Source organism: Maricaulis sp. (assembly GCF_030149425.1).
Taxonomy (GTDB): Bacteria; Pseudomonadota; Alphaproteobacteria; order Caulobacterales; family Maricaulaceae; genus Maricaulis.
On the sequence record NZ_JASBRQ010000020.1, the window covers coordinates 1 to 19,381 of the forward strand.

Annotated in this window: 16 protein-coding genes; 2 read left to right on the top strand and 14 right to left on the bottom strand. The window is 63.4% G+C overall.

Translation table 11 applies throughout. The annotated features are described in order from the left end of the window. The 7 genes from Q1V57_RS03520 to Q1V57_RS03555 form a co-directional block, all read right to left on the bottom strand. Nucleotides 1–111: hypothetical protein (locus tag Q1V57_RS03520; protein ID WP_300527653.1), on the bottom strand; the 111-nt coding region annotated here is incomplete at its 3' end. A gap of 87 nt (nucleotides 112–198) precedes the next feature. Continuing rightward, on the bottom strand, nucleotides 199–1,482 hold the full coding sequence (locus tag Q1V57_RS03525; RefSeq protein ID WP_300527626.1) for a TCR/Tet family MFS transporter: 1,284 nt from the start codon (nucleotides 1,480–1,482) through the stop codon (nucleotides 199–201). 27 nt (nucleotides 1,483–1,509) lie between these two features. Continuing rightward, complete coding sequence (locus Q1V57_RS03530) at nucleotides 1,510–1,929, bottom strand: Fur family transcriptional regulator (RefSeq protein WP_300527627.1); 420 nt, start codon at nucleotides 1,927–1,929, stop codon at nucleotides 1,510–1,512. Between the two features lie 37 nt (nucleotides 1,930–1,966). Beyond that, nucleotides 1,967–2,419 carry a ribosomal protein S18-alanine N-acetyltransferase gene (gene rimI / locus Q1V57_RS03535; RefSeq protein ID WP_300527629.1) on the bottom strand — a complete coding sequence of 151 codons (453 nt, stop codon included), beginning with the start codon at nucleotides 2,417–2,419 and terminating at the stop codon, nucleotides 1,967–1,969. Beyond that, a complete protein-coding gene (gene tsaB / locus Q1V57_RS03540; RefSeq protein WP_300527630.1) occupies nucleotides 2,416–3,057 on the bottom strand; it encodes a tRNA (adenosine(37)-N6)-threonylcarbamoyltransferase complex dimerization subunit type 1 TsaB in 642 nt (213 codons plus the stop codon). Before tsaB ends, rimI begins: the two co-directional genes overlap by 4 nt. Before the next feature lie 53 nt (nucleotides 3,058–3,110). Continuing rightward, on the bottom strand, nucleotides 3,111–3,674 hold the full coding sequence (locus Q1V57_RS15880; protein WP_366145062.1) for a NifU family protein: 564 nt from the start codon (nucleotides 3,672–3,674) through the stop codon (nucleotides 3,111–3,113). Between the two features lie 79 nt (nucleotides 3,675–3,753). Next, a complete protein-coding gene (locus Q1V57_RS03555) occupies nucleotides 3,754–4,230 on the bottom strand; it encodes a universal stress protein (protein WP_300527656.1) in 477 nt (158 codons plus the stop codon). Nucleotides 4,231–4,309: 79 nt separating this feature from the next. On the opposite strand from Q1V57_RS03555, the gene Q1V57_RS03560 reads away from it, so the two are divergent. After that, nucleotides 4,310–4,867 (top strand): hypothetical protein, encoded by a 558-nt coding sequence (locus Q1V57_RS03560; protein WP_300527631.1) that lies wholly within the window; start codon nucleotides 4,310–4,312, stop codon nucleotides 4,865–4,867. Here the strand turns inward: Q1V57_RS03560 and Q1V57_RS03565 are convergent. The 5 genes from Q1V57_RS03565 to mutS form a co-directional block, all read right to left on the bottom strand. Beyond that, nucleotides 4,861–5,394, bottom strand: a complete 534-nt coding sequence (locus Q1V57_RS03565) for a copper chaperone PCu(A)C (protein WP_300527633.1) — start codon at nucleotides 5,392–5,394, stop codon at nucleotides 4,861–4,863. The genes Q1V57_RS03560 and Q1V57_RS03565 overlap by 7 nt on opposite strands. Nucleotides 5,395–5,496: 102 nt before the next feature. Further along, a complete protein-coding gene (gene trpS / locus Q1V57_RS03570; RefSeq protein WP_300527634.1) occupies nucleotides 5,497–6,537 on the bottom strand; it encodes a tryptophan--tRNA ligase in 1,041 nt (346 codons plus the stop codon). A gap of 64 nt (nucleotides 6,538–6,601) precedes the next feature. Next, the gene (gene murJ, locus Q1V57_RS03575) at nucleotides 6,602–8,146 is read right to left on the bottom strand and encodes a murein biosynthesis integral membrane protein MurJ (RefSeq protein WP_300527635.1); all 1,545 of its coding nucleotides are present in this window, start codon (nucleotides 8,144–8,146) and stop codon (nucleotides 6,602–6,604) included. A gap of 3 nt (nucleotides 8,147–8,149) precedes the next feature. Next, the gene (glnD, locus tag Q1V57_RS03580; RefSeq protein ID WP_300527636.1) at nucleotides 8,150–10,957 is read right to left on the bottom strand and encodes a [protein-PII] uridylyltransferase; all 2,808 of its coding nucleotides are present in this window, start codon (nucleotides 10,955–10,957) and stop codon (nucleotides 8,150–8,152) included. A gap of 31 nt (nucleotides 10,958–10,988) precedes the next feature. Then, nucleotides 10,989–13,679 carry a DNA mismatch repair protein MutS gene (gene mutS, locus Q1V57_RS03585; protein WP_300527637.1) on the bottom strand — a complete coding sequence of 897 codons (2,691 nt, stop codon included), beginning with the start codon at nucleotides 13,677–13,679 and terminating at the stop codon, nucleotides 10,989–10,991. Nucleotides 13,680–13,779: 100 nt separating this feature from the next. Between mutS and Q1V57_RS03590 the strand changes: the two genes are divergently transcribed. Beyond that, on the top strand, nucleotides 13,780–16,059 hold the full coding sequence (locus tag Q1V57_RS03590; RefSeq protein ID WP_300527638.1) for an NADP-dependent malic enzyme: 2,280 nt from the start codon (nucleotides 13,780–13,782) through the stop codon (nucleotides 16,057–16,059). 12 nt (nucleotides 16,060–16,071) lie between these two features. Here the strand turns inward: Q1V57_RS03590 and Q1V57_RS03595 are convergent, their stop codons facing one another. Both Q1V57_RS03595 and Q1V57_RS03600 read right to left on the bottom strand, forming a co-directional pair. After that, a complete protein-coding gene (locus tag Q1V57_RS03595; RefSeq protein ID WP_300527639.1) occupies nucleotides 16,072–17,460 on the bottom strand; it encodes an MFS transporter in 1,389 nt (462 codons plus the stop codon). A gap of 31 nt (nucleotides 17,461–17,491) precedes the next feature. Continuing rightward, nucleotides 17,492–19,360, bottom strand: a complete 1,869-nt coding sequence (locus tag Q1V57_RS03600) for a response regulator (RefSeq protein WP_300527640.1) — start codon at nucleotides 19,358–19,360, stop codon at nucleotides 17,492–17,494. Nucleotides 19,361–19,381: the final 21 nt, after the last annotated feature.

The following is a 19,381-nucleotide window of genomic DNA, read 5'->3' on the forward strand; positions in this document are numbered from 1 at the left end:
CGACGGCTCATAGCCGAGCGGGTGCAGAACATCCTTCATCCGTTCGGAATCATAGACATTCATCTGGCAGCCATAGGTCTTGATATAGAGGCGTTTACGCGTCGAGCTCATCGATAACCATCGTCAAAAACACGCCCGGCCCGCCGCCGGGAAGGCGGGGGTTATGCTTGAAAAGGCCTTGCAGGGCAAGAGGAAGCGCTATTCGGCAGATTTCTGTGCCACCGGCGAGGGTTCGCTGGCCGGGGTGGTCTCGTTGGCGCGGCCATCATCAGCCCGCCGGGCCAGCCGGGCCACGATCAGCGCGATCACCGTCAAAAGACCGGCCAGGAAGAAGGCGGCCCCGGGAATCTGCGCCGGCGCGGCGTCGCTGGAGAAGTAATTGAACAAGGGCGACATCGCCAGCGGACCGAAGATCATCGACAGGCTCTGCAGGCTGGTCATCGCCCCCTGCAGCTCACCTTGCGCATTCGGCGGCACGATGCGGGACATGATCCCCTGCAGGGCCGGTTGCCCGATCCCGCCCAGCGCGCCGGCGACGATGATGACATAGACCATCCACCCTGCACTCGCGAGGCCATAGGCAATATAGGCGATCGATCCGAGCACCAGCGAAAGCGTGATCGCGCGCCATTCGCCCAGCTTGGGCACCAGGATGCGGGTCAGCCCGCCCATGACGATGGCGGAGGAAATACCTACCACCATCAACGAGAGCCCGATATCGCCGCTGTCCCAGCCATAGCGATAGGCGGAGTAATAGGACCAGGTCGCCGGGAAGACGGCGTGACCGATCAGCATCAGGAAAACTGCGCTCATCAGGCCGAGCACAGCCGGGTATTTGCGGATCTGCATCAGGGCGCCGAAGGGATTGGCCCGTTTCCAGTCGAACTTGCGCCGGTTTTCCGGTGCCAGGGTCTCCGGCAGCACGATCAGGCCATAGATGAAATTCAGCCCGGCCAGGATCGCCGCTGCGAAGAAGGGAGCCCGGGGGCCGAACATATCGCCCAGATAGCCACCGATCAGCGGCCCGAAGGTGAAGCCCAGCCCGAACGCCGCACCGATCATGCCGAACCGGCCGGCGCGTTTTTCCGGCGGGGTGATATCGGCGATAAAGGCATTGGCGGTGGAGTAGCTGGCCCCGAAGACACCGGCCAGCAGGCGGCCAACCAGAAGCAGCCAGAAAACCGGCGCAAAGCCCATGATAGCGTAGTCGATGGCAAACCCGGCAAGCGCCGCAAGGAGGACCGGTTTACGCCCGAAACGGTCCGAAAGCGCACCGATAATGGGCGCACAGATGAACTGCATGGCGGCATAGGAGATGATCAGCACCATCCCCAGCAGCACAGCTTCATTCGCCGGCAGGCCGGTCAGCTCGCCGATAAGTTCCGGCATCACCGGTATAATCAGTCCGAAGCCGATCATGTCGATCAGCACGGTGATGAAGATGAATGTGATGGCGTGCTTGCCCGGCGCCCGCGCAGACATGGCGTGTCCTAACTCAAAACGGAGCGCTTAGTCCTCAGCACTCGTGAGCGGTACGCCGTAGAGCTCCAGGCGGTGATCGACAAGCTTATAGCCCAGCTTGCGGGCGATCGCTTCCTGCAGCCGCTCGATCTCGTCATTGACGAATTCGATGACTTCTCCGGACTTTAGGTCGATGAGGTGATCATGGTGGTCATCCCCGACCTCTTCATAACGCGACCTTCCGTCGCGGAAATCATGGCGCTCGATAATGCCCGCTTCCTCAAACAGGCGGACCGTCCGGTACACCGTCGCCAGGGAAATGCGCGGATCCTCGGCAGCAGCGCGGCGGTGGAGTTCCTCGGCATCGGGGTGATCGGAAGAGGTCGACAGTACACGCGCAATGACGCGGCGCTGCTCGGTCATGCGCAGACCTTTATCGATGCACAGTTTTTCGATGCGATCGGGCATATCGATTCTCCCCGCTGGTTAATGCGTTGATAGGCGCTCAGCCGGGCCTTTGTCCACGGCCGGACAGTGTTTTTTCGAGCACGAGCGCGTCGCTTCCGTCGCGATAATAGCGGGCTCTGCGTCCTGCTCCGGTGTAACCGGCGCGCTGATAGAGGGCGCGCGCGGCGCTGTTCCGGTCGGAAACCTCGAGGAATACGCGCGTCACACCGCGCTCCCTGGCCTCCGTCTCGGCGCGTTCAAGCAGTGCCCGGCCCACCCCGTTTTTCCGGCATCGCGGATCAACACCGATGGTCAGTATTTCCGCTTCGTCCGCCGCCGTGCGCACAAGTACGAACCCGTCGAGCCGTCCATCTTCGCGTAACCCCAAAGCCAGGCTGGAGGGCAAATGCAGCAGGGAAGCGAATTCAGCCTGCGACCAGGCATGGTCAAAACAAAGCGCGTGCAGTTCGGCGAGCTGGTCAGCCGATGCGGCGTGCAGACGCTCGATCATGCCGGGTCGATCCCGCCGGGCAGTTTCGCATCCGGAGGACGAGCATAGAAAGGCACGGGCGGGCTGGCGCTTTGCGGAGCCAGGGCAATCAGATCAAGCAGCACAGAGGCATCCAGGCGAGCATCCCCGACCACCTCGCCAAGACCGGTGAACAAATGAGCCCCGCCACCGGCGAGCACGGCGCCATCGGGAAAGGCCGAACGGAGCCGCTCTTCTGCCGCATCCCGCGACAGCCGCTCGGGCTCGGCGAGATGAGCATCATCGAAAACCTGCCACACGACATCGCCGCGCTTGGCATCATGGACAACGCAGAGCGGGCGGGTTTGCACATTCTGCGAGGCAATCACGGCGAGATTGGAGATGCCAAAGGCCGTCGCGCCGCTCGATAGCGCCAGCCCGCGCGCGAAGGCGACCCCGACCCGGGTCCCGGCGAAACTGCCCGGCCCCACCGTTACACCAATGCGATCAAGCCCTTGGGGCGCCATGTCAGCTTGTGTCAGGAGGGCCTCGACCATGGGTGCGAGGCGCTCGGCATGGCCACGGCCGATATCTTCGGACAGGACAAGGTCGTCATGCCCATCGCGGCGCAGGGCGACGGTGCAGGCCGCACCGGTCGTATCGAGGGCAAGCAAGTTCATACCGCCCCCTTAGCCGAAATCGTTGCAAAGGTCGAAGCCCGACCGGCAGTCGCCTAGGCCACCGCCTCGACGCTGGTCACTTCCGGAACGTAATGCTTGAGCAGGTTCTCGATCCCCGCCTTCAGCGTCATCGTCGAGGAGGGACAGCCGGAACAGGCTCCGCGCATTTTCAGGCGTACAATACCGCTTTCGGCAATGAAGGAGTGGAACAGGATATCGCCGCCGTCCTGGGCCACAGCCGGGCGCACACGGGTATCGATCAGTTCGATAATCTCTTTCACCACGCCTTCCGCCTCGCCTTCATAATTGGCATGACCGGACGCATCCGCCTCTTCGCCCAGAATGGGCCGGCCGGACTGCAGCCCGTCCATGATGGCACCCAGCAGGAAGGGTTTGATATGATCCCACTCCACCGCATCGGTCTTGGTGATGGCGACGAAATCATCGCCGAGGAAGACCGTGCTGACACCGTCGATCAGGAATAAATCCGAAGCGAACGGCGAGATCTCGGCCTCACCGGCGGTTTCGAATTCACGCGGCTTGCCGGGCGAGATTTCGCGGCCGGGCAGGAATTTCAGCGTGTTCGGATTGGGCGTGGCTTCGGTCTGGATAAACATGGGCAAACTCCTTGGCCTCCAATTGGCCTGCGAGCGCACAGGTTTCAACCCCGGCTTAAGTAGGGACTCAGCAGGAAAATCAGGTCAGAGCGTCAATCTCGCCGCATTCCATATCGCCGGGCACAACGGTGACCGGGACAGCGCGGCCCGTGAACAAGCCCTTGCCCCGCGCCAGCGAGGACACTAATGGGCCCGGCCCCTCGCTCGACTTGGCGGCGCCGAGAATGAGCAGGGAGATCAACGGGTCTTCCTCCAGAAGGTCGGCCAGGACCGTCGATCGTTCACCCTCGCGCAAGAGCAGCTCGGGACGTTCCCCGGTCACCGCCTCGGCATCTTCCGCCATCGATTCCAGCAAGGCCTCGGCCGCAGCGACCGCCTCTCGCTTGGCCGTCTCGGCCACGCCGATCCAGTGATTGAAATCACTCGGCTCATGGGCAGCAAGGATCGTGACCTGCGCACCGGTTTTATTGGCCCGGCGCGAGGCGAAGTAGAGCGCGGTGCGGCTTTCCGGACTTTCATCCGCCACAACCAGGAATTTTCTCGGGCTCTGCGTCATATCCAGCAAACTTTGGCGGGTTTCCCTCCACTCGTCCAGCAAATGGTGCTAAGTGGCCCAAATCGCAAGGGGATGACCTATGACCCACATCGATCGCCGGCATCTTGGAACGCCTCGGACAGAGACTTTTCTCGACGGTGAGTCGCTGGTTCAACGCCAGGCCGAAGATGGCAGCGAGTTACACCGCATCGCCCTTGGCGAGGTGCGCCGGGTCCGCCTTGCCGTGGAAATGGCGGCCCAGGCGCGTCAGGTCGTGTGCCGGGTCACCGGACCGGACGGACGCGAAATCGCCTTTGGCTCGATGCGGTTTGTATCCCCGGGCGTGTTCGAGGATGTCGTCGAGAGCTTCCAGCCCCTGCTGCGCGCTCTGCACACCGGCCTGATGCCACACCGCGAGCGCATCGAGTTTCTTGAGGGTCAGTCCGTCGCCTTCATGTGGGCCATGTTCTTGCTCAGCGGCTCAATCGCGCTGCTGGCCGCAATATTCCTGATCGTGCTGTTTTTCATCCAGGAACAGCCCATGGGCCTGTTCCTGGCCCCGATTGCCGGGATCGGTATCTGGCTGGCCGGCCTGTTCAGACCGCGCAAACCCGCACTCTACGACCCCGCCAAATACGCCGGCGACCTCGATCAGTAATCCGTCACTTGTCCCGGTGCCATGTTTCGCACCTGGAAAGTCACCGGCACTTCGCCGGACCTCTCAAAGACCAGCACACCCTCAACCGCATCACCCTCGACCACGGTGTCGAGGCCGAACACCATCAGGTGACGGCCGCCGGGGGTGAAGACCAACGGGCCCGCATCGGTCACATCCTGGGGCGGAATCTGATGCATCTGCATCATGCCCTCATCATTCATCGAGTGGCCGTGCATCTCGACGCGCCCAGCACCCGCGATGCGGGCCTCGACCAGACGATCAATCGCGCCTTCGCTCAGGCGTGCGGTGAAGTAGGCAGCGGTCACATCGCGCCCGCCCGGATGCGGGCGCATCCACACAGCGCGCACATCCACAACCGGCATGACACCGTCATCGGGCAGCGGGGCCAGCTCGGCGGAGGCCTCACTGTGACCATGACCGGCCATGGCATGATCGGCCTCAGGCGCCTCACCACCGCAGGCGGTCAGGCCCAGAGCCAGCAGGGAAATCAAACCGGTCACACGCATTTTCGCCTCCACATCCTGTCAGGATCAATCGACCGGGAAACTAGCGGATTCGATCCACCAATCCATGCGACATTTACGTGCGCTCACTTGATCTGCGTGCGCTTACTGGCCCCAGAAGCCGATGACCTTCTTGGCTTCGGCAACAACCGGGGCGGCGACCGCATTGGCGCGCTCGGCCCCTTTGGCCAGGATGCGGTCAATCTCGGTCGTATCGGAGATCAGGCGCCGGTACTCGTCAGAGATCGGTGCGAGATATTCAACCGCGACCTCCGCCAGTGCCGGCTTGAAGCGGCCAAAACCGTCGCCACCGAACTCGGCCAGTACTTCGGCCTTCGACTTGCCGGTGAGGGCCGCATAAATACCCACCAGATTGGCCGCTTCCGGACGACCTTCCAGACCGGCTTCCTCGCTCGGCAGCGCATCCGGGTCCGACTTGGCCTTCTTGATCTTGCGGGCGATCTTGTCGGCATCATCGTCCAGATTGATGCGTGAATTGTCCGAGACATCGGACTTGGACATTTTCGCCGTGCCGTCGCGCAGGCTCATGATGCGCGCACCCGGACCCTGGATTACCGGCTCGGTGACCGGGAAGATCGCTTCGCCATTGCCGTAATCACGATTGAAGCGGGCCGCGATATCACGGCACAGCTCGAGATGCTGTTTCTGGTCTTCGCCGACAGGCACATGGGTCGCCTTGTAAACCAGGATGTCCGCCGCCTGCAGCACCGGATAGGTAAAGAGACCGACCGAAGCGCGCTCCTTGTCCTTACCGGCCTTGTCCTTGAACTGGGTCATGCGCTCGAGCCAGCCCAGACGCGCCACGCAATTGAAAATCCAGGCCAGCTCGGCATGAGCGGGAACCGCAGACTGCGCGAAGATGGCGCTTTTCTCCGGATCGACGCCGGACGCGATATAGGCAGCGGCCGCCGAACGCACGGCATCGGGCAGGGTTTTCGGGTCATGCGGCATGGTGATGGCGTGCAAATCCACCACGCAATAGAAGCAATCCCAACTGCCATCCTCCTGCAAGGATACCCAATTCTTGAGCGCTCCCAGATAGTTGCCAAGATGCAGCTGACCGGTCGGCTGCATGCCGGACAGCACGCGTTTCGGGCCGGTGTAATCGGTGGGAGTGTCACTCATGGAACGCCTCGTTTGGACGGAGGTTGATTAGGAAGAGCGGTCTTACCGGGGCCGTGAGCCAGGCTCAAGAGCGGGTCAGCGCCGCTTTCACCTCGGAGGTGCGGAGGGCGCCGGTCAAAAGCGCGCTGAGGCCATAAATACCCGCCCCAGCGACAGCTACGGCGATCAGGGCCGCCAGCCGGTGATCATAGACAAGATCGGTGATGCGATCGGCATGGCGCTCGGCGAAGTACAGGAAAACTCCCATCACGCCCGCGGCAAGGCCAATGCGCGGCATGCGCGCAACCAGGCGGGCATCGGGCCGTAATATGCCGCGATGATGCAGCATGGCTGCAAGGCAAATCACATTGACCCAGCCCGCCACCGCGGTCGCAATCGCCAGGCCGAGATATTGCAGCGGCCCGAGGAAAAGCGCGATCCCCAGCGCCAGGTTCACGACCACGGAAAGGGTTGCGAATTTCATCGGAGTCTTGGTGTCCTTGCGGGCAAAAAAGCCCGGCGACAGCACCTTGATCAGAACGAAGGCGGGCAGGCCGACGGCAAAGGGGATCAAGGCCCGTCCGACCATCAAACTGTCTTCCGCGGTGAAGGCCTGACGCTCGAACAGGCCCTGGACGAGGAAGCCCGGCATGGTGGCGATGGCAACAGCCGCAGGCAGGGTCAGGGCCATCGAGATCTCGATCCCGCGATTAAGCGCATTGCTGGCGCCATCGGTATCATCGGCATTGAGCCGGGCTGTCAGGGTCGGGAGCAGGACAACCCCCATGGCGATACCCACCACGCCCAGCGGCAACTGATAGAGCCGGTCGGCATAATAGAGCCAGGAGCGCGCGCCTTCCTGGAAGGTGGCGATGGATGACGTCACGAGAATATTGATCTGAGTCACACCCGCGGCCAGCGCGCCGGGCACGCCAAGCAGGATAAGCTTTTTCACATCGACCGTGAGCTTCGGGATGCGCCAGGCCAGGCCAATCCCGACAGAGCGCATGGCGGCATAGATCCACGCCGTCTGCAACACGCCGGAAACGGTAATACCGAAGGACAGGTAATAGGTCAGGTCTGCCCCACGGACTTCGGTGAAGAACATGATGCCGATCAGGGTGAGGTTGAGAATGACCGGCGCCGCCGCCGCGACGGCGAACTTCCCGTGCGCATTGAGCACGCCGGACAACATGGCGCTGAGCGACATCATCAGGAGGTAGGGCATGGTGATCTGCGTCAGCAGGATCGCCGTCTGGAACAGGCCCGGATCATCCCTGAAACCCGGCCCCAAAAGGTACATCAGCCAGGGCATGGCCAGCTGAGCGACGATAACGAAGACCAGCATCGCCGTTGCCAGCACGGCCGCCACCTGGCGGGCAAATTCGCGCGCTTCCTCCGCGCCCTCTTTCTCCAGCTTTTCGCCATAGAGGGGGACAAAGGCGGAATTGAAAGCACCCTCGGCAAAAATGCGCCGGAACAGATTGGGGAATTGAAACGCCGTCAGGAACACGTCCATGGCCGCACCGGCGCCGATATAGGCGGCGAACATGATTTCCCGGATAAAGCCGAGAACCCGGCTGGCCATGGTGAAGAGACCGACGACGGCGGTCGAGCGCAACAGCCGCATCGCCTACCTCAACTCGCTCGCGGGCGCCCGGGCATACCCGCGCGCCGCAGCCTGTTCTTCCAGGACCGACTCGCTTTCCGACAGCACTTCCATGAGTTCCGCGCCAATTCCGGATTTCAGCTCTTCATCGACGATTTTCTCGCCTCTGTAGCTGACATAGAACACATCCGTTGCCCGTTCGCCATAACCGTCGATCCGGGCCGAATGGATCGACAGACCGCGCGCGGACAGAACCGCCGACAGATCGGAGAGCAGGCCCGGCCGGTCGCGGCCGGAGGCCTCGATCACGGTCGCACTATCCGACAATGTGTTGGAGAAGCGAACCTGCGGGATGACTTCAAAGGCCGCATCCCGGCGCGCCGTGGGCATGCGGTCCTGGCGGTCGACCGCAACCGTGCCGGCCGCAAGACAGTCGAGATAGCCCACCAGGGCATCGCGCAGATACGGGTCGCCGGCCCCGAACGGCTGCGCTGATGCGTCCTGGATGTAAAAAATATCAAAGACATGGCCCGAATGAGAGGTGTGGATCAAGGCGCCGACAATATCGGCACCGCGCTGGGCGAAACCAGCCGCGAGATCGGCGAACAAGCCATCGCGGTCCGGGGCCCAGATCATCACTTCAGAGGCCATGCGGCGCTTGTCGACCCGGATCGCGGCTGCCGTCGGGGCCTGGCGGCGGTAGACGCTGCGGGCAAAGGCTGCATGGCGGAAGCGGTCCTCTTCATTCGAGGTAATCCAGTAGGTCTCGTCGAATTGCCCGCCCCACCAGTCGGCAAACTCCGGATCCGTACGCCGGATCCGGCTGCACACCTGCTCCCGGGCCATTCCGGCGCGCTCGTGCAGCGCGGAACGGGCAAGTTCCATCTCGTCTCCGGAACCCTGCAGCACCGGGGCGACGGCCGCATAGAGATCGCGCATGAGCTGGCCTTTCCAGCCATTCCACACGCCCGGACCGACCGAACGGATATCGACAACGGTGAGCAGGGTCAGGAGCCGCAAACGCTCCACCGATCCGACCAGCCGGGCGAAATCCGCGATCGTGCGCGGATCCCCGATATCGCGGCGCTGGGCCGTGTCGCTCATCACCAGATGGTTCTCGATCAGCCAGGCGACGAGCTCGGTTTCGCTCTCATCCAGCCCCAGGCGGGCACAGGCCGAACGGGCCCGCACTCCACCCTCAATGCACTGATCTCCCGATCCTTTTCCCGTATCATGCAGCAATACGGCAAGGTGCAGGGCGCGCCGGTTCTGGATCTCGTGCGCGATACCGCTGGCTAGCGGATGATCATCGGTATGCAGGCCCTGTTCGATCTCGCGCAACAGCCCGATCGCCTGCAGCGTGTGCTCATCCACCGTGTAGCGGTGATACATGTTGAACTGGGTGCGCGCGACGATATCGCCGAACTCTGGAATATAGCGACCGAGCAGGCCCGCCTCGGTCATCAGGCGCAGGGTCGCCATCGGTGCGGGGCTATCGAGCAGGACGGCGAAAAAGGCGCGGGCAACGCGCGGATCACTGCGGTAACTGTCATCGATCAGCGACAGCGATCGACCGATCCGGGCCACCGCCTCGGGGTGCAGATCCATCTGGTGCGAGGCTGCAGCCTGGAAGAATTGCATCAGCCGCGCCGGGTCCTCGGCGATCTGGTCCGGGCTGGCAAAATCGAGCCGCCCGTCGCGCACGGCGAACTCCCCGGCATCCTTGGCCTCGCCGGGACGGGTATTGGGCATGAAGCGCGCCAGATTGCGCGGGGCCGGTTTGCGGGCATCGGATTCAAGCTTGGCACAAACCAGGCGGGTCAGCGCTCCGACATGCATCGCGGTCATGAAATAGCGGCGCATGAAACGCTCGACCGCACTTTCCGTCTCGCTGTCCTCAAACCCCATGCGCTTGGCGATTTCCGGCTGGATATCGAAGGTCAGCCGCTCTTCCTTGCCGCCGGATACGGCATGCAGGTGGAAGCGCACAGCCCAGAGAAAGTCATCTGCTGCAGCATAGCGCTCGACATCATCGACCGAGAGCAGGTGATTGCCGACCCAGCGCTCGAAAGCATCAGCGCCATAAAGGAATTGCGCCAGCCAGCGCATCAGTTGCAGATCCCGCAGCCCGCCCTTGCCGGATTTGATATTCGGCTCGACGGTATACCGCGAGCCACCGGTCTTGGTGATGCGCGCATCGCGCTCGCGCAGCTTGGCGTCAACAAAAGCCGCCTCGTCCTGCGCCACCAGATCGTCGCGGAAACGGCGGATCAGCTTGTCGGTCATCGCCGCATCGCCGGCCAGATGCCGCACGGATAGCAAGGCGGTGCGCTCGGAGGCGTCTTCACGCGCCAGTTCCAGCGTTTCGCGAACCGTCCGGCAGGCGCCGCCGCCGACATCGATCTTGAGATCCCACAGGGCGTAGAGCACGCGCTGCAGAAAGGCCTCGGTCGCCGCATCGGACTTGCGCGGCTTGATCAGCATCAAATCGACATCGGAATAAGGCGCCAGCTCGCCAGCGCCGAAACCGCCCTGGGCACACAGGCTCACCCCGCGGGCGCCCTTGGGGTCATCACCGGCGAGACTGTCGAACAGGGCCGTCAGGCAGACACTGACCCCATCCGCGAGCGACTGGGCCGCCGCTGCGCCACCGCCGTCAGCGGACAAGAACCCGAAGGCCCGCTCGTAAAACCCGTCCAGCGCTGTACGGATAATCGCCAGGCCGGCCTTCCGCGCTGAGACGGATTCCCAGCCGTCTCGCGTCACTGCGGCGGCCAGGCGGGCGCGCAGCTTCAGCGATTCCAGTGATGCGGGCAGGGCAGCATGGGTCATGAGCGCACTCTAGGAGCCGTCCGCGCGCGCGTCACGTCTCAGCCGCGAGTGATTTGAGCTGATACAGCAGATCCAGCGCCTCGCGCGGCGACAACGCGTCCGGGTCGATACTGTCCAGCCGCATCTCCACCTTGGACGGCGCCTGCTCGATCTCCGGTTCAACAGCGGCAAACAGGGGCAGATCAGCCAAGGCTGCGGCCGGCGCACCCTCCGCTTCGAGCCGGTCCAGAATGGTCTGGGCCCGCTTGATCGCGACCTTCGGCAAGCCGGCACGACGGGCCACCTCGATCCCGTAGGACCGGTCGGCAGCACCCGGCCCGACCTCGTGCAGGAAAACCAGTTCACCCTGCCATTCGCGGGCCTTGAGCGAGCAATTCCCGGCCGCTTCCAGCTCTTCGGCCAAACGCGTCAGCTCGTGGTAATGGGTGGCAAACAGAGCCCGGCAGCCATTGACGCCATGCAGGTGTTCCGCGGCAGCCCAGGCGATCGACAGACCATCAAATGTCGCCGTTCCCCGCCCGATCTCGTCCAGGATGACGAAACTGCGGCCGGTGGCCTGGTTGAGGATGGCCGCGGTTTCAATCATCTCGGCCATGAATGTCGACCGGCCCCGGGCCAGGTCATCGGCGGCACCGACACGGGAATAGAGCCGGTCGGCAATACCGATGCGAGCCTTGCGTGCCGGGACATAACAGCCGGCCTGGGCCAGCATAAGGATCAGCGCGTTCTGGCGCAGATAGGTGGACTTACCGGCCATGTTCGGCCCGGTCACCAGCATCAGGCGCGGACCGCACCCGCCATCACCGTCCAGCGCGCAGTTATTGGGCGTGAAACGCCCGTCACCATCACGTTCCAGGGCCCGTTCGACCACCGGATGACGCCCGCCCTCAACCTCAAAAGCGGTGCCGCTTTCCATCACTGGGCGGCACGCATCGGCGACAACCGCCCATTCTGCCAGGGCGGCCGATACGTCCAGCTCTGCCATCGCCCGGGCCGAACGGCGTATCATTTCAGCGGCCTCCTCCACCCGTCCCCGCAAGGCTTCGAAGACTTCCAGCTCCATCGCCAGCGTCCGCTCCCCGGCACTGGCAATCTTGGCTTCAAGCTCGGCCAGCTCGGTGGTGGTAAAGCGCACCGCATTGGCCATGGTCTGACGGTGGATGAAATCCTCACGCGTCATCAGCGCATCGGCATTCTTCGCCGTCACCTCAACGAAATAGCCGAGCACATTATTGTGCTTCACTTTCAGCGAGGACACACCGACACGCTCGGCATAGGTCTGCTGCAATCCGGCGACGATGCGTCGGCTCTCATCGCGCAGGACGCGGATTTCATCGAGCTCGGGACGCCAGCCCTCGGCAACGAAACCGCCATCGCGCGCCATCAGCGGCGGCTCATCCCGGATCGCCCGTTCAAGATCACTCACCAGGGCCGCCAGATCCGGCTTGTCGGCAAGACGCAGGGCGTCACACTGGGTGCCAATATCCTGCGGCGCCTGGATGAGCGCGTCTTCGGCAATCCGGCCAGCGAGAATGTCTCCCTCGCCCAAAGCGCCCGCCAGCGCCTTGAGATCGCGCGGCCCGCCTCGACCCAGGAGCAGGCGCGACAAGGCGCGCTCGCTATCACCTGCTGATTTCAAGCGGTCGCGGATATCCCGGCGCAGACCCTCCTGATCTTCAAAAAAGGAAATGGAATCAAGGCGCCGCTCAATCCTGTCAGGGTCTGTCAGGGGGCGAGCCAACCGTTCGGCCAGGCATCGCGCGCCCGGAGCCGTGACAGTCTCGTCGATCGCATCCAGCAAGGACCCGGCACGCGATCCGGACAGGGTGCGGTCAATTTCCAGGCTGGCGCGGGTTGCCGGGTCCACCGCCAGAACACTGCCGGATACCGCCTGGCGCGGGGCAGCGAGTTTCGCCGGTGCGCCCGCCTGGGCCAGGCTAAGATAATCGAGCAGGGCACCAAGAGCCGCCAGTTCTGCCTTGGAGAATTGCCCGAAGGCTTCCAGCTCCTGGACCCCGAATTGCGCCTTCAACTGCCGCTCGGCCGAGGCGCTGTCATACTTGGCCCGCGGCAGCGGCGTCAGCGTTGCGCGCGGGGCGATGGTCTGGGCTTCAATATAGCCGCTTTCCTCGATCAGCAGCTCGGCCGGCGCCATGGCCGCGATCTCCGCGGCGATATTCATCGGCGCCAGTGCAGTGACGGCGAACTCGCCGGTCGACACATCGGCCCAGGCCAGCGCCGCCTCGCCCGTGCCGGTCCGGGCCAGGGCCGCGATGCGATTGGACTGGCGCGGATCCAGCAGCGCGTCCTCGGTCAGCGTGCCCGGTGTCACCACGCGCACCACATCACGGCGCACGACCGCTTTCGCGCCACGCGCCTTGGCCGCCTTGGGGTCTTCCATCTGCTCGCCGACCGCGACCTTGAAGCCGGCCTTGATCAAGCGGGCCAGATAGGCCTCCGCCGTGGCTGCCGGGACCCCGCACATCGGGATCGGCTCACCCTGATGCTCGCCCCGCTTGGTCAGCGCGATATCGAGCGCGGCGGCAGCACGCACGGCATCATCGAAGAAGAGCTCATAGAAATCGCCCATACGATAGAACAGCAAGGCATCCCCCGGCGCCTGCGCCCGCAGGTCGAGGAATTGCTGCATCATCGGTGTAGCGCCGTCCGGACTTGGGAATTTGCGGTCGGCGGGGACGGGAATATGGGTCTGGGCATTCATCGGCGCGAACGGTGGCGAGGTTTCACCTTGCGCGCAAGGGGGCGAAGCGGCTAGAGCCGTTCTCAACAGGGGAAAATCCCACCAAGACGAGGATATCGGAATGAGCGACAGAACCAGCCCGGTCGAAGACGAAGAAGCTCTCGCCTTTCACCGCGAGCCCGTCCCCGGAAAGCTGGGTCTGCAGCCGACCAAACCGATGGCCACCCAGCGCGACCTGTCGCTTGCCTACAGCCCCGGCGTTGCCGTCCCGGTCAAGGCGATCGCCGAAGATCCGGAAAGCGTCTACGACTACACCTCCAAGGGCAATATGGTCGCCGTGATCTCCAACGGCACGGCCATTCTCGGCCTCGGCAATCTCGGCGCCATGGCGTCCAAGCCGGTGATGGAGGGCAAGGCTGTCCTGTTCAAGCGCTTCGCCGACATGGACGCTATCGATATCGAGGTTGAAGAAGAAGACGCCGACGCCTTCATCGAATGCGTCAAGCGCTTCGGCAACACCTTTGGCGGCATCAATCTGGAAGACATCAAGGCGCCGGAAAGCTTCATTATCGAGCAGCGCCTGCGCGAGGAGCTGGATATCCCCGTCTTCCACGATGATCAGCACGGCACGGCGATTATTTCCGCTGCCGGCATCATCAATGCCTGCCAGCTCACCAACCGGCGCATGGAAGACCTCAAAGTCGTCGTCAATGGCGCCGGTGCGGCCGGGATCGCCGTTCTCGAACTGCTCAAGGCGATGGGTGTCGCCGCGGAAAATGCCATCCTCTGCGACAGCAAGGGCGTGATCCATACCGAGCGTGACAATCTCAACCAGTGGAAAACCGCGCATGCGGTGAAGACCGACAAGCGCTCCCTCGCCGACGCGCTGGATGGCGCAGACTGTTTCCTCGGCCTGTCCGTTGCCGGCGCGCTGACGCCGGACATGGTCGCGTCCATGGCTGACGAGCCGATCATTTTCGCCATGGCCAATCCGGATCCGGAAATCCTGCCGGAAGATGCGCGGGCGGTCCGATCCGACGCCATTATCGCCACGGGCCGGTCCGATTATCCCAACCAGGTCAATAACGTCCTCGGCTTCCCTTATATCTTCCGCGGCGCACTCGATGTCCGCGCCCGCACCATCAACGAGGAAATGAAAATCGCCGCGGCCCAGGCGCTGGCGGCGCTGGCCAAGGAAGATGTGCCGGATGAAGTCGCCGCCGCCTATCACGGCGCGCGTCCGAGTTTCGGCAAGGACTACATCATTCCCTCGCCCTTTGATCCGCGTCTGATCTCCTATGTGCCGCCCTATGTGGCCCAGGCCGCGATGGATACCGGTGTCGCCCGCAAGCCGATCCCGGACATGTCCGCCTATCGCGCTTCACTGGCCCGCCGTCTCGACCCGACCGCCGCGCTGCTGCAACGCATCCAGGGCGCGGTCATGGGCCATGGCCGCCGTATCGTCTTTGCCGAGGGTGAGGAGCCGGCCGTGATCCGCGCCGCCTATGCCTTCCAGAACCAGGAGCTGGGCAAGGCCATCCTGGTCGGCCGCGAGGAGATTACCCGCGCCAATATGCGTCTCGTTGGAGTGCCGGAAGATGCCGTCGAGGTCGTCAATGCGCGCCTGTCCGATCGCAATGCGGACTACGCCGACTTCCTCTATGAGCGCATTCAGCGCAAGGGCTATCTGCGCCGCGACGTCCAGCGCATGGTCAATAATGACCGCAACATCTTCTCCGCCTGCATGGTCAAGCTCGGCGATGCCGACGGCATGGTGACAGGTACGACCCGCGCCTATGACGCCGCCCTGCGCGATATCCAGCTCGTGCTCGACCCGGAAGAGGGCCAGCGCGTCATGGGCATGTCGATCACGCTGACCAAGGAGCGCACGCTCTTTATCGCCGACACCAATGTCACCGAATTCCCCGATAGCGAGGCCCTGGCCGATATCGCCGAGGAAGCCGCCTATGCCGCCAAGGGCTTCGGCTTCACGCCGCGCGTCGCCTTCCTGTCCTATTCGACCTTCGGCAATCCGGCCGGCGCCCGCTCGGAAAAACTGCAACAGGCCGTGCGTATTCTCGACGAGCGCAAGGTCGAGTTCGAATACGAGGGCGAAATGAATGTCGATGTGGCGCTCGATCCGCTGCACCGCATGCTCTACCCGTTCTCGCGCCTGAAGGGCCCGGCCAATGTTCTGGTCATGCCGGCCATTCACTCCGCCTCCATCGCCACCAAACTGCTGCGTGCAGGTGGCGGAGCCACGGTGATCGGGCCGATGCTGCTGGGCTTTGAAAAACCGGTCCAGATCGCGCGCCTGGGTGCATCCGTCAGCGAGATCACCACGCTGGCCGCCCTCGCCGCCTACGATCCGGAAAAGCACGAAGTGGAAGTGGCGGGCTAAGGCCCGCCGCGCCTATTCGGCGGGTTTGGGGTCGGACCGGGCCGCCTCCGCTCGCATGTGTGCTCGAGCCGTCCAGATAATGATAAAGATTGCGGGTATGCCGAGAGCGGCCGTGCCGGCGAAGAACGCCGCATAGCCGGGCATTTCGCCCAATGCGGGTTGCAGGCCGTTCTCCACGATTGTGCCTGAGAACCCCTTCAGGAACTTGCCCAACACAGAATAGAATGACGAGAGCAGGGCATATTGCGTCGCCGCATAGCCGAAACTGGTAAGGCTCGACATCCAGGCCACAAGCACCGTTCCTCCAAAGCCCTCCGAGAAATTCTCAACAAAAAGCGCGGCCGCGAAGACTTCGTTGGCGGGCCCGGCAAACGCCATAACAGCCAACCCCACATTCGATGCTGGTACGAGAAAGGCACCTAGGATCAGGGCCTTCGTAAAACCGAGGCGTACCGCGGCGAGCCCGCCGCCGGCGATACCAATGAACGTCGCCACAAGGCCAACGCTGGCCCGCATACTCCCGATGGCCTCCCGCGACAAACCCAGGTCGCCATAAAACGGATTGACCATCGGCCCCATAATAAAGTCTGGCAAACGATAGAGGCTGACTGCGAATAGCAGCAAGATGCCTAACCGACCGTGCGCTTTGAAAAAGGCGATGAACGGACCGAGGACGGCATCGATCGCTCCAGAAATGGTCCAAGGCGCCTTTTCTTCGCGAGGCGCATTTGAACCAACAGCGGCCTTGGACGCTTGCGGCTCGGTCGTCAGCAATGCTGCAAACACACCAATCAGCATGAGCGCGGCCATCAGTAAGAACGAGCCAGACCAGTCGATGACTGCGGCAATATTGAAAATGAGCGCGTTGGTGATGAGCAGGGATATCCGATAGCCCAGTTGGTAGGCCGCAGACATCAACCCAAGTTCTTCATCGCTTTCCGCCACTTCAATCCGCCAAGCGTCAATCGCGATATCCTGTGTCGCTGACGAAAAGGCCACTACGAGCGCAAACACACCGAACAGGACCAATCCGCCCTGCGGGCCAACGAACACCATTGCGCCCAGACCAAAGATGACACCGCTCTGAGCGAGTAGAATCCAGCTTCGGCGTTTGCCAAGCCGGCCGATTACCGGCAGGCGCACGCTGTCCAGAACCGGCGCCCATAGGTATTTGAAGGAATATGCGAGCCCCACCCACGACAAGAAACCAATGGCCGCAAGCGAAGTCCCCTCATCGCGCAACCAGGCGCCTAGAGTGTTACCGGTTAGAAGGAATGGAAGGCCTGCTGCAAACCCCAATGCCAGCATCGCCAGAATGCGCGGCTCTTTGAGTGAAGCCAGAACGTCTTTCCAAGAATACTGAGGTGCTTCGGCGCGTTCGCCGGATGCTTCTCCGCCCATGATGGATTTCCTCCCTCGGCCCCCCGGCAAGTCAGCCCAAACTGGACCGTTTTTTCTGACCGCACAAGCGGTTGAGCGTGGTCGCGAGGATTAAAGGCTCGACAGGTTTGGTCAGGAAATCATCCATCCCGGCCTCAAGACAGATCTGGCGGTCTTCTTCGCTTGAATTGGCGGTCAGAGCGATCAACGGGACCTCGCAGCCCTGCAGACGCAGCATGCGGGCAAGATCCGGTCCGTCCATGCCCGGCATGCGCTGATCGAGCAGGGCGGCATCGACCGGACCATCCTCGAACGCCTTCAGGGCCGCGACCCCGGTATCGGCAGCGCGCACGACCGCGCCGAGCTTTTCCAGGGTGCGCCGGGCGATGAGCGCATTGACCGGGTCGTCCTCGGCGACCAGCACGGTGAGGCCATCCAGTCGCGGCGGTTCGTCCGGGCCGGTTGCGGATTCATCGCTCTCGCCCTGGGCCTGGGGATGACCGCAAACCTGCGCGATCAGGGTCGAGCGGCGTACCGGCTTGACCAGCCAGCCATCGACGCCCTGGGGACGGTTTTCCAGGAAGGCATCCTTCTCGCGCGGCTCCAGCAGGACCCAGCAATGCGCGGGGCTGGCGGTCGCAGCGAGATCGGCCCAGGCGCTGTCGAGAAGCAATTCCCGGCCCGAAGCCGCCGCGATCCGGTCCGGATTGTCGATCGCCACGACATCGCCGCCGAGGGCTGAAATCTGGTCGGCGAGAGCGCGGCGCAAGACCGGGTTGGGCGCGGCCACAGCCATCTCCCGTCCCGCCAGAGGCTGTTCGCTCCAGCTGCTTTCCACCGGCAGATCGAACAGGACCCAGAAGCGCGCGCCCTCGCCCAACCGGCTTTCCACGCCCATGGAGGACGTCATCGCCTCGACCAGGCGCCGGACCATGGCCAGGCCGAGCCCGGCGCCGGCCTCCTTGCCGTCACGTTCGGCGGCGCCGCGCTCGAAATGCTCGAACAGGCTGGCCTGGTCGGCTTCGGAAATGCCCGGCCCGGTATCGCACACGGCAAGGGACAGCCGGGCGCGGCCATCAGCGTCCGGCGTATTGCCGATTTCCACGCGAATACCGCCGCTATCGGTGAATTTCACCGCATTGCCGATAAGATTGAACAGGATCTGTTTCAGGCGGGCCTTGTCGCCGGTCACACGCTGCGGCGCCCCGGCAGTGTGCACAACGCTGAGCTCCAGCCCCTTGTCTTGGGCGCGGGTGGCCAGGGGTTCGACGGTTTCCGCCAGAAGCGCAGCCAGATCGACGCTTTCCGGGCGCAGATTGAGCTTGCCGGCCTCGAGCCGCGAGAGATCGAGAATATCGTCAATCATAGCCAGGGCGTGCTCGGCCGAAGCAGCCAGCGAGCGGACATAATCGGCCTGGTCGGGACGCAAGGGCGTCGCCTTGAGCAGGCGGGCCACGCCCATCGCACCCGCCAGGGGCGTGCGCAGCTCATGGGTCACAGCGGCAAAGAACAGAGATTTGGCGCGTTGCGACGCCTCAAGGCTATCATGGCTTTCGCGCCGGGAGGTAATGTCTCGCCCAACAGCAATGACACCCCGGCTATCGGGCAATAGGCGCTCGTCCCACTCAATCCAGAGCGCCCCCTTCTGGGTGCGCATGAGCATTTCATAGCGCCTCGATCCGTCCGTTCCCGCCGGTGGCGCAACCGAGAACCAGCGCCCAACCCAGTCGCGCAATGATCCGCCAAAGGCATCGATAAAGGCCTGGTTGACGTGCGCGACACGGCCCGTGGGACCCCGAATAAGCATCAGCTCACCGGCCGCATCCAGGGCGGTCAGGAGAAATGAGGCCAGCGTATCTTCGCCGCGCACGGGTGCGGGCGGTAAGGGCTGGCCGGACATATCCGGCGGACGACGCGTCATATCGTATTCCCGGTTACGCTG

Excerpts from the sequence above, each read along its gene's own strand:
- Q1V57_RS03560 (WP_300527631.1), top strand. The coding sequence starts at position 4,310 with ATGACCCACATCGATCGCCGGCATCTTGGAACGCCTCGGACAGAGACT.
- glnD (WP_300527636.1), bottom strand. The coding sequence starts at position 10,957 with ATGACCCATGCTGCCCTGCCCGCATCACTGGAATCGCTGAAGCTGCGC.
- Q1V57_RS03595 (WP_300527639.1), bottom strand. The coding sequence starts at position 17,460 with ATGGGCGGAGAAGCATCCGGCGAACGCGCCGAAGCACCTCAGTATTCT.
- Q1V57_RS03600 (WP_300527640.1), bottom strand. The coding sequence starts at position 19,360 with ATGACGCGTCGTCCGCCGGATATGTCCGGCCAGCCCTTACCGCCCGCA.
- Q1V57_RS03530 (WP_300527627.1), bottom strand. The coding sequence starts at position 1,929 with ATGCCCGATCGCATCGAAAAACTGTGCATCGATAAAGGTCTGCGCATG.
- tsaB (WP_300527630.1), bottom strand. The coding sequence starts at position 3,057 with ATGAACTTGCTTGCCCTCGATACGACCGGTGCGGCCTGCACCGTCGCC.
- mutS (WP_300527637.1), bottom strand. The coding sequence starts at position 13,679 with ATGAATGCCCAGACCCATATTCCCGTCCCCGCCGACCGCAAATTCCCA.
- murJ (WP_300527635.1), bottom strand. The coding sequence starts at position 8,146 with ATGCGGCTGTTGCGCTCGACCGCCGTCGTCGGTCTCTTCACCATGGCC.
- Q1V57_RS03525 (WP_300527626.1), bottom strand. The coding sequence starts at position 1,482 with ATGTCTGCGCGGGCGCCGGGCAAGCACGCCATCACATTCATCTTCATC.
- Q1V57_RS03565 (WP_300527633.1), bottom strand. The coding sequence starts at position 5,394 with ATGCGTGTGACCGGTTTGATTTCCCTGCTGGCTCTGGGCCTGACCGCC.
- Q1V57_RS03590 (WP_300527638.1), top strand. The coding sequence starts at position 13,780 with ATGAGCGACAGAACCAGCCCGGTCGAAGACGAAGAAGCTCTCGCCTTT.
- trpS (WP_300527634.1), bottom strand. The coding sequence starts at position 6,537 with ATGAGTGACACTCCCACCGATTACACCGGCCCGAAACGCGTGCTGTCC.
- Q1V57_RS03555 (WP_300527656.1), bottom strand. The coding sequence starts at position 4,230 with ATGACGCAGAGCCCGAGAAAATTCCTGGTTGTGGCGGATGAAAGTCCG.
- rimI (WP_300527629.1), bottom strand. The coding sequence starts at position 2,419 with ATGATCGAGCGTCTGCACGCCGCATCGGCTGACCAGCTCGCCGAACTG.
- Q1V57_RS15880 (WP_366145062.1), bottom strand. The coding sequence starts at position 3,674 with ATGTTTATCCAGACCGAAGCCACGCCCAATCCGAACACGCTGAAATTC.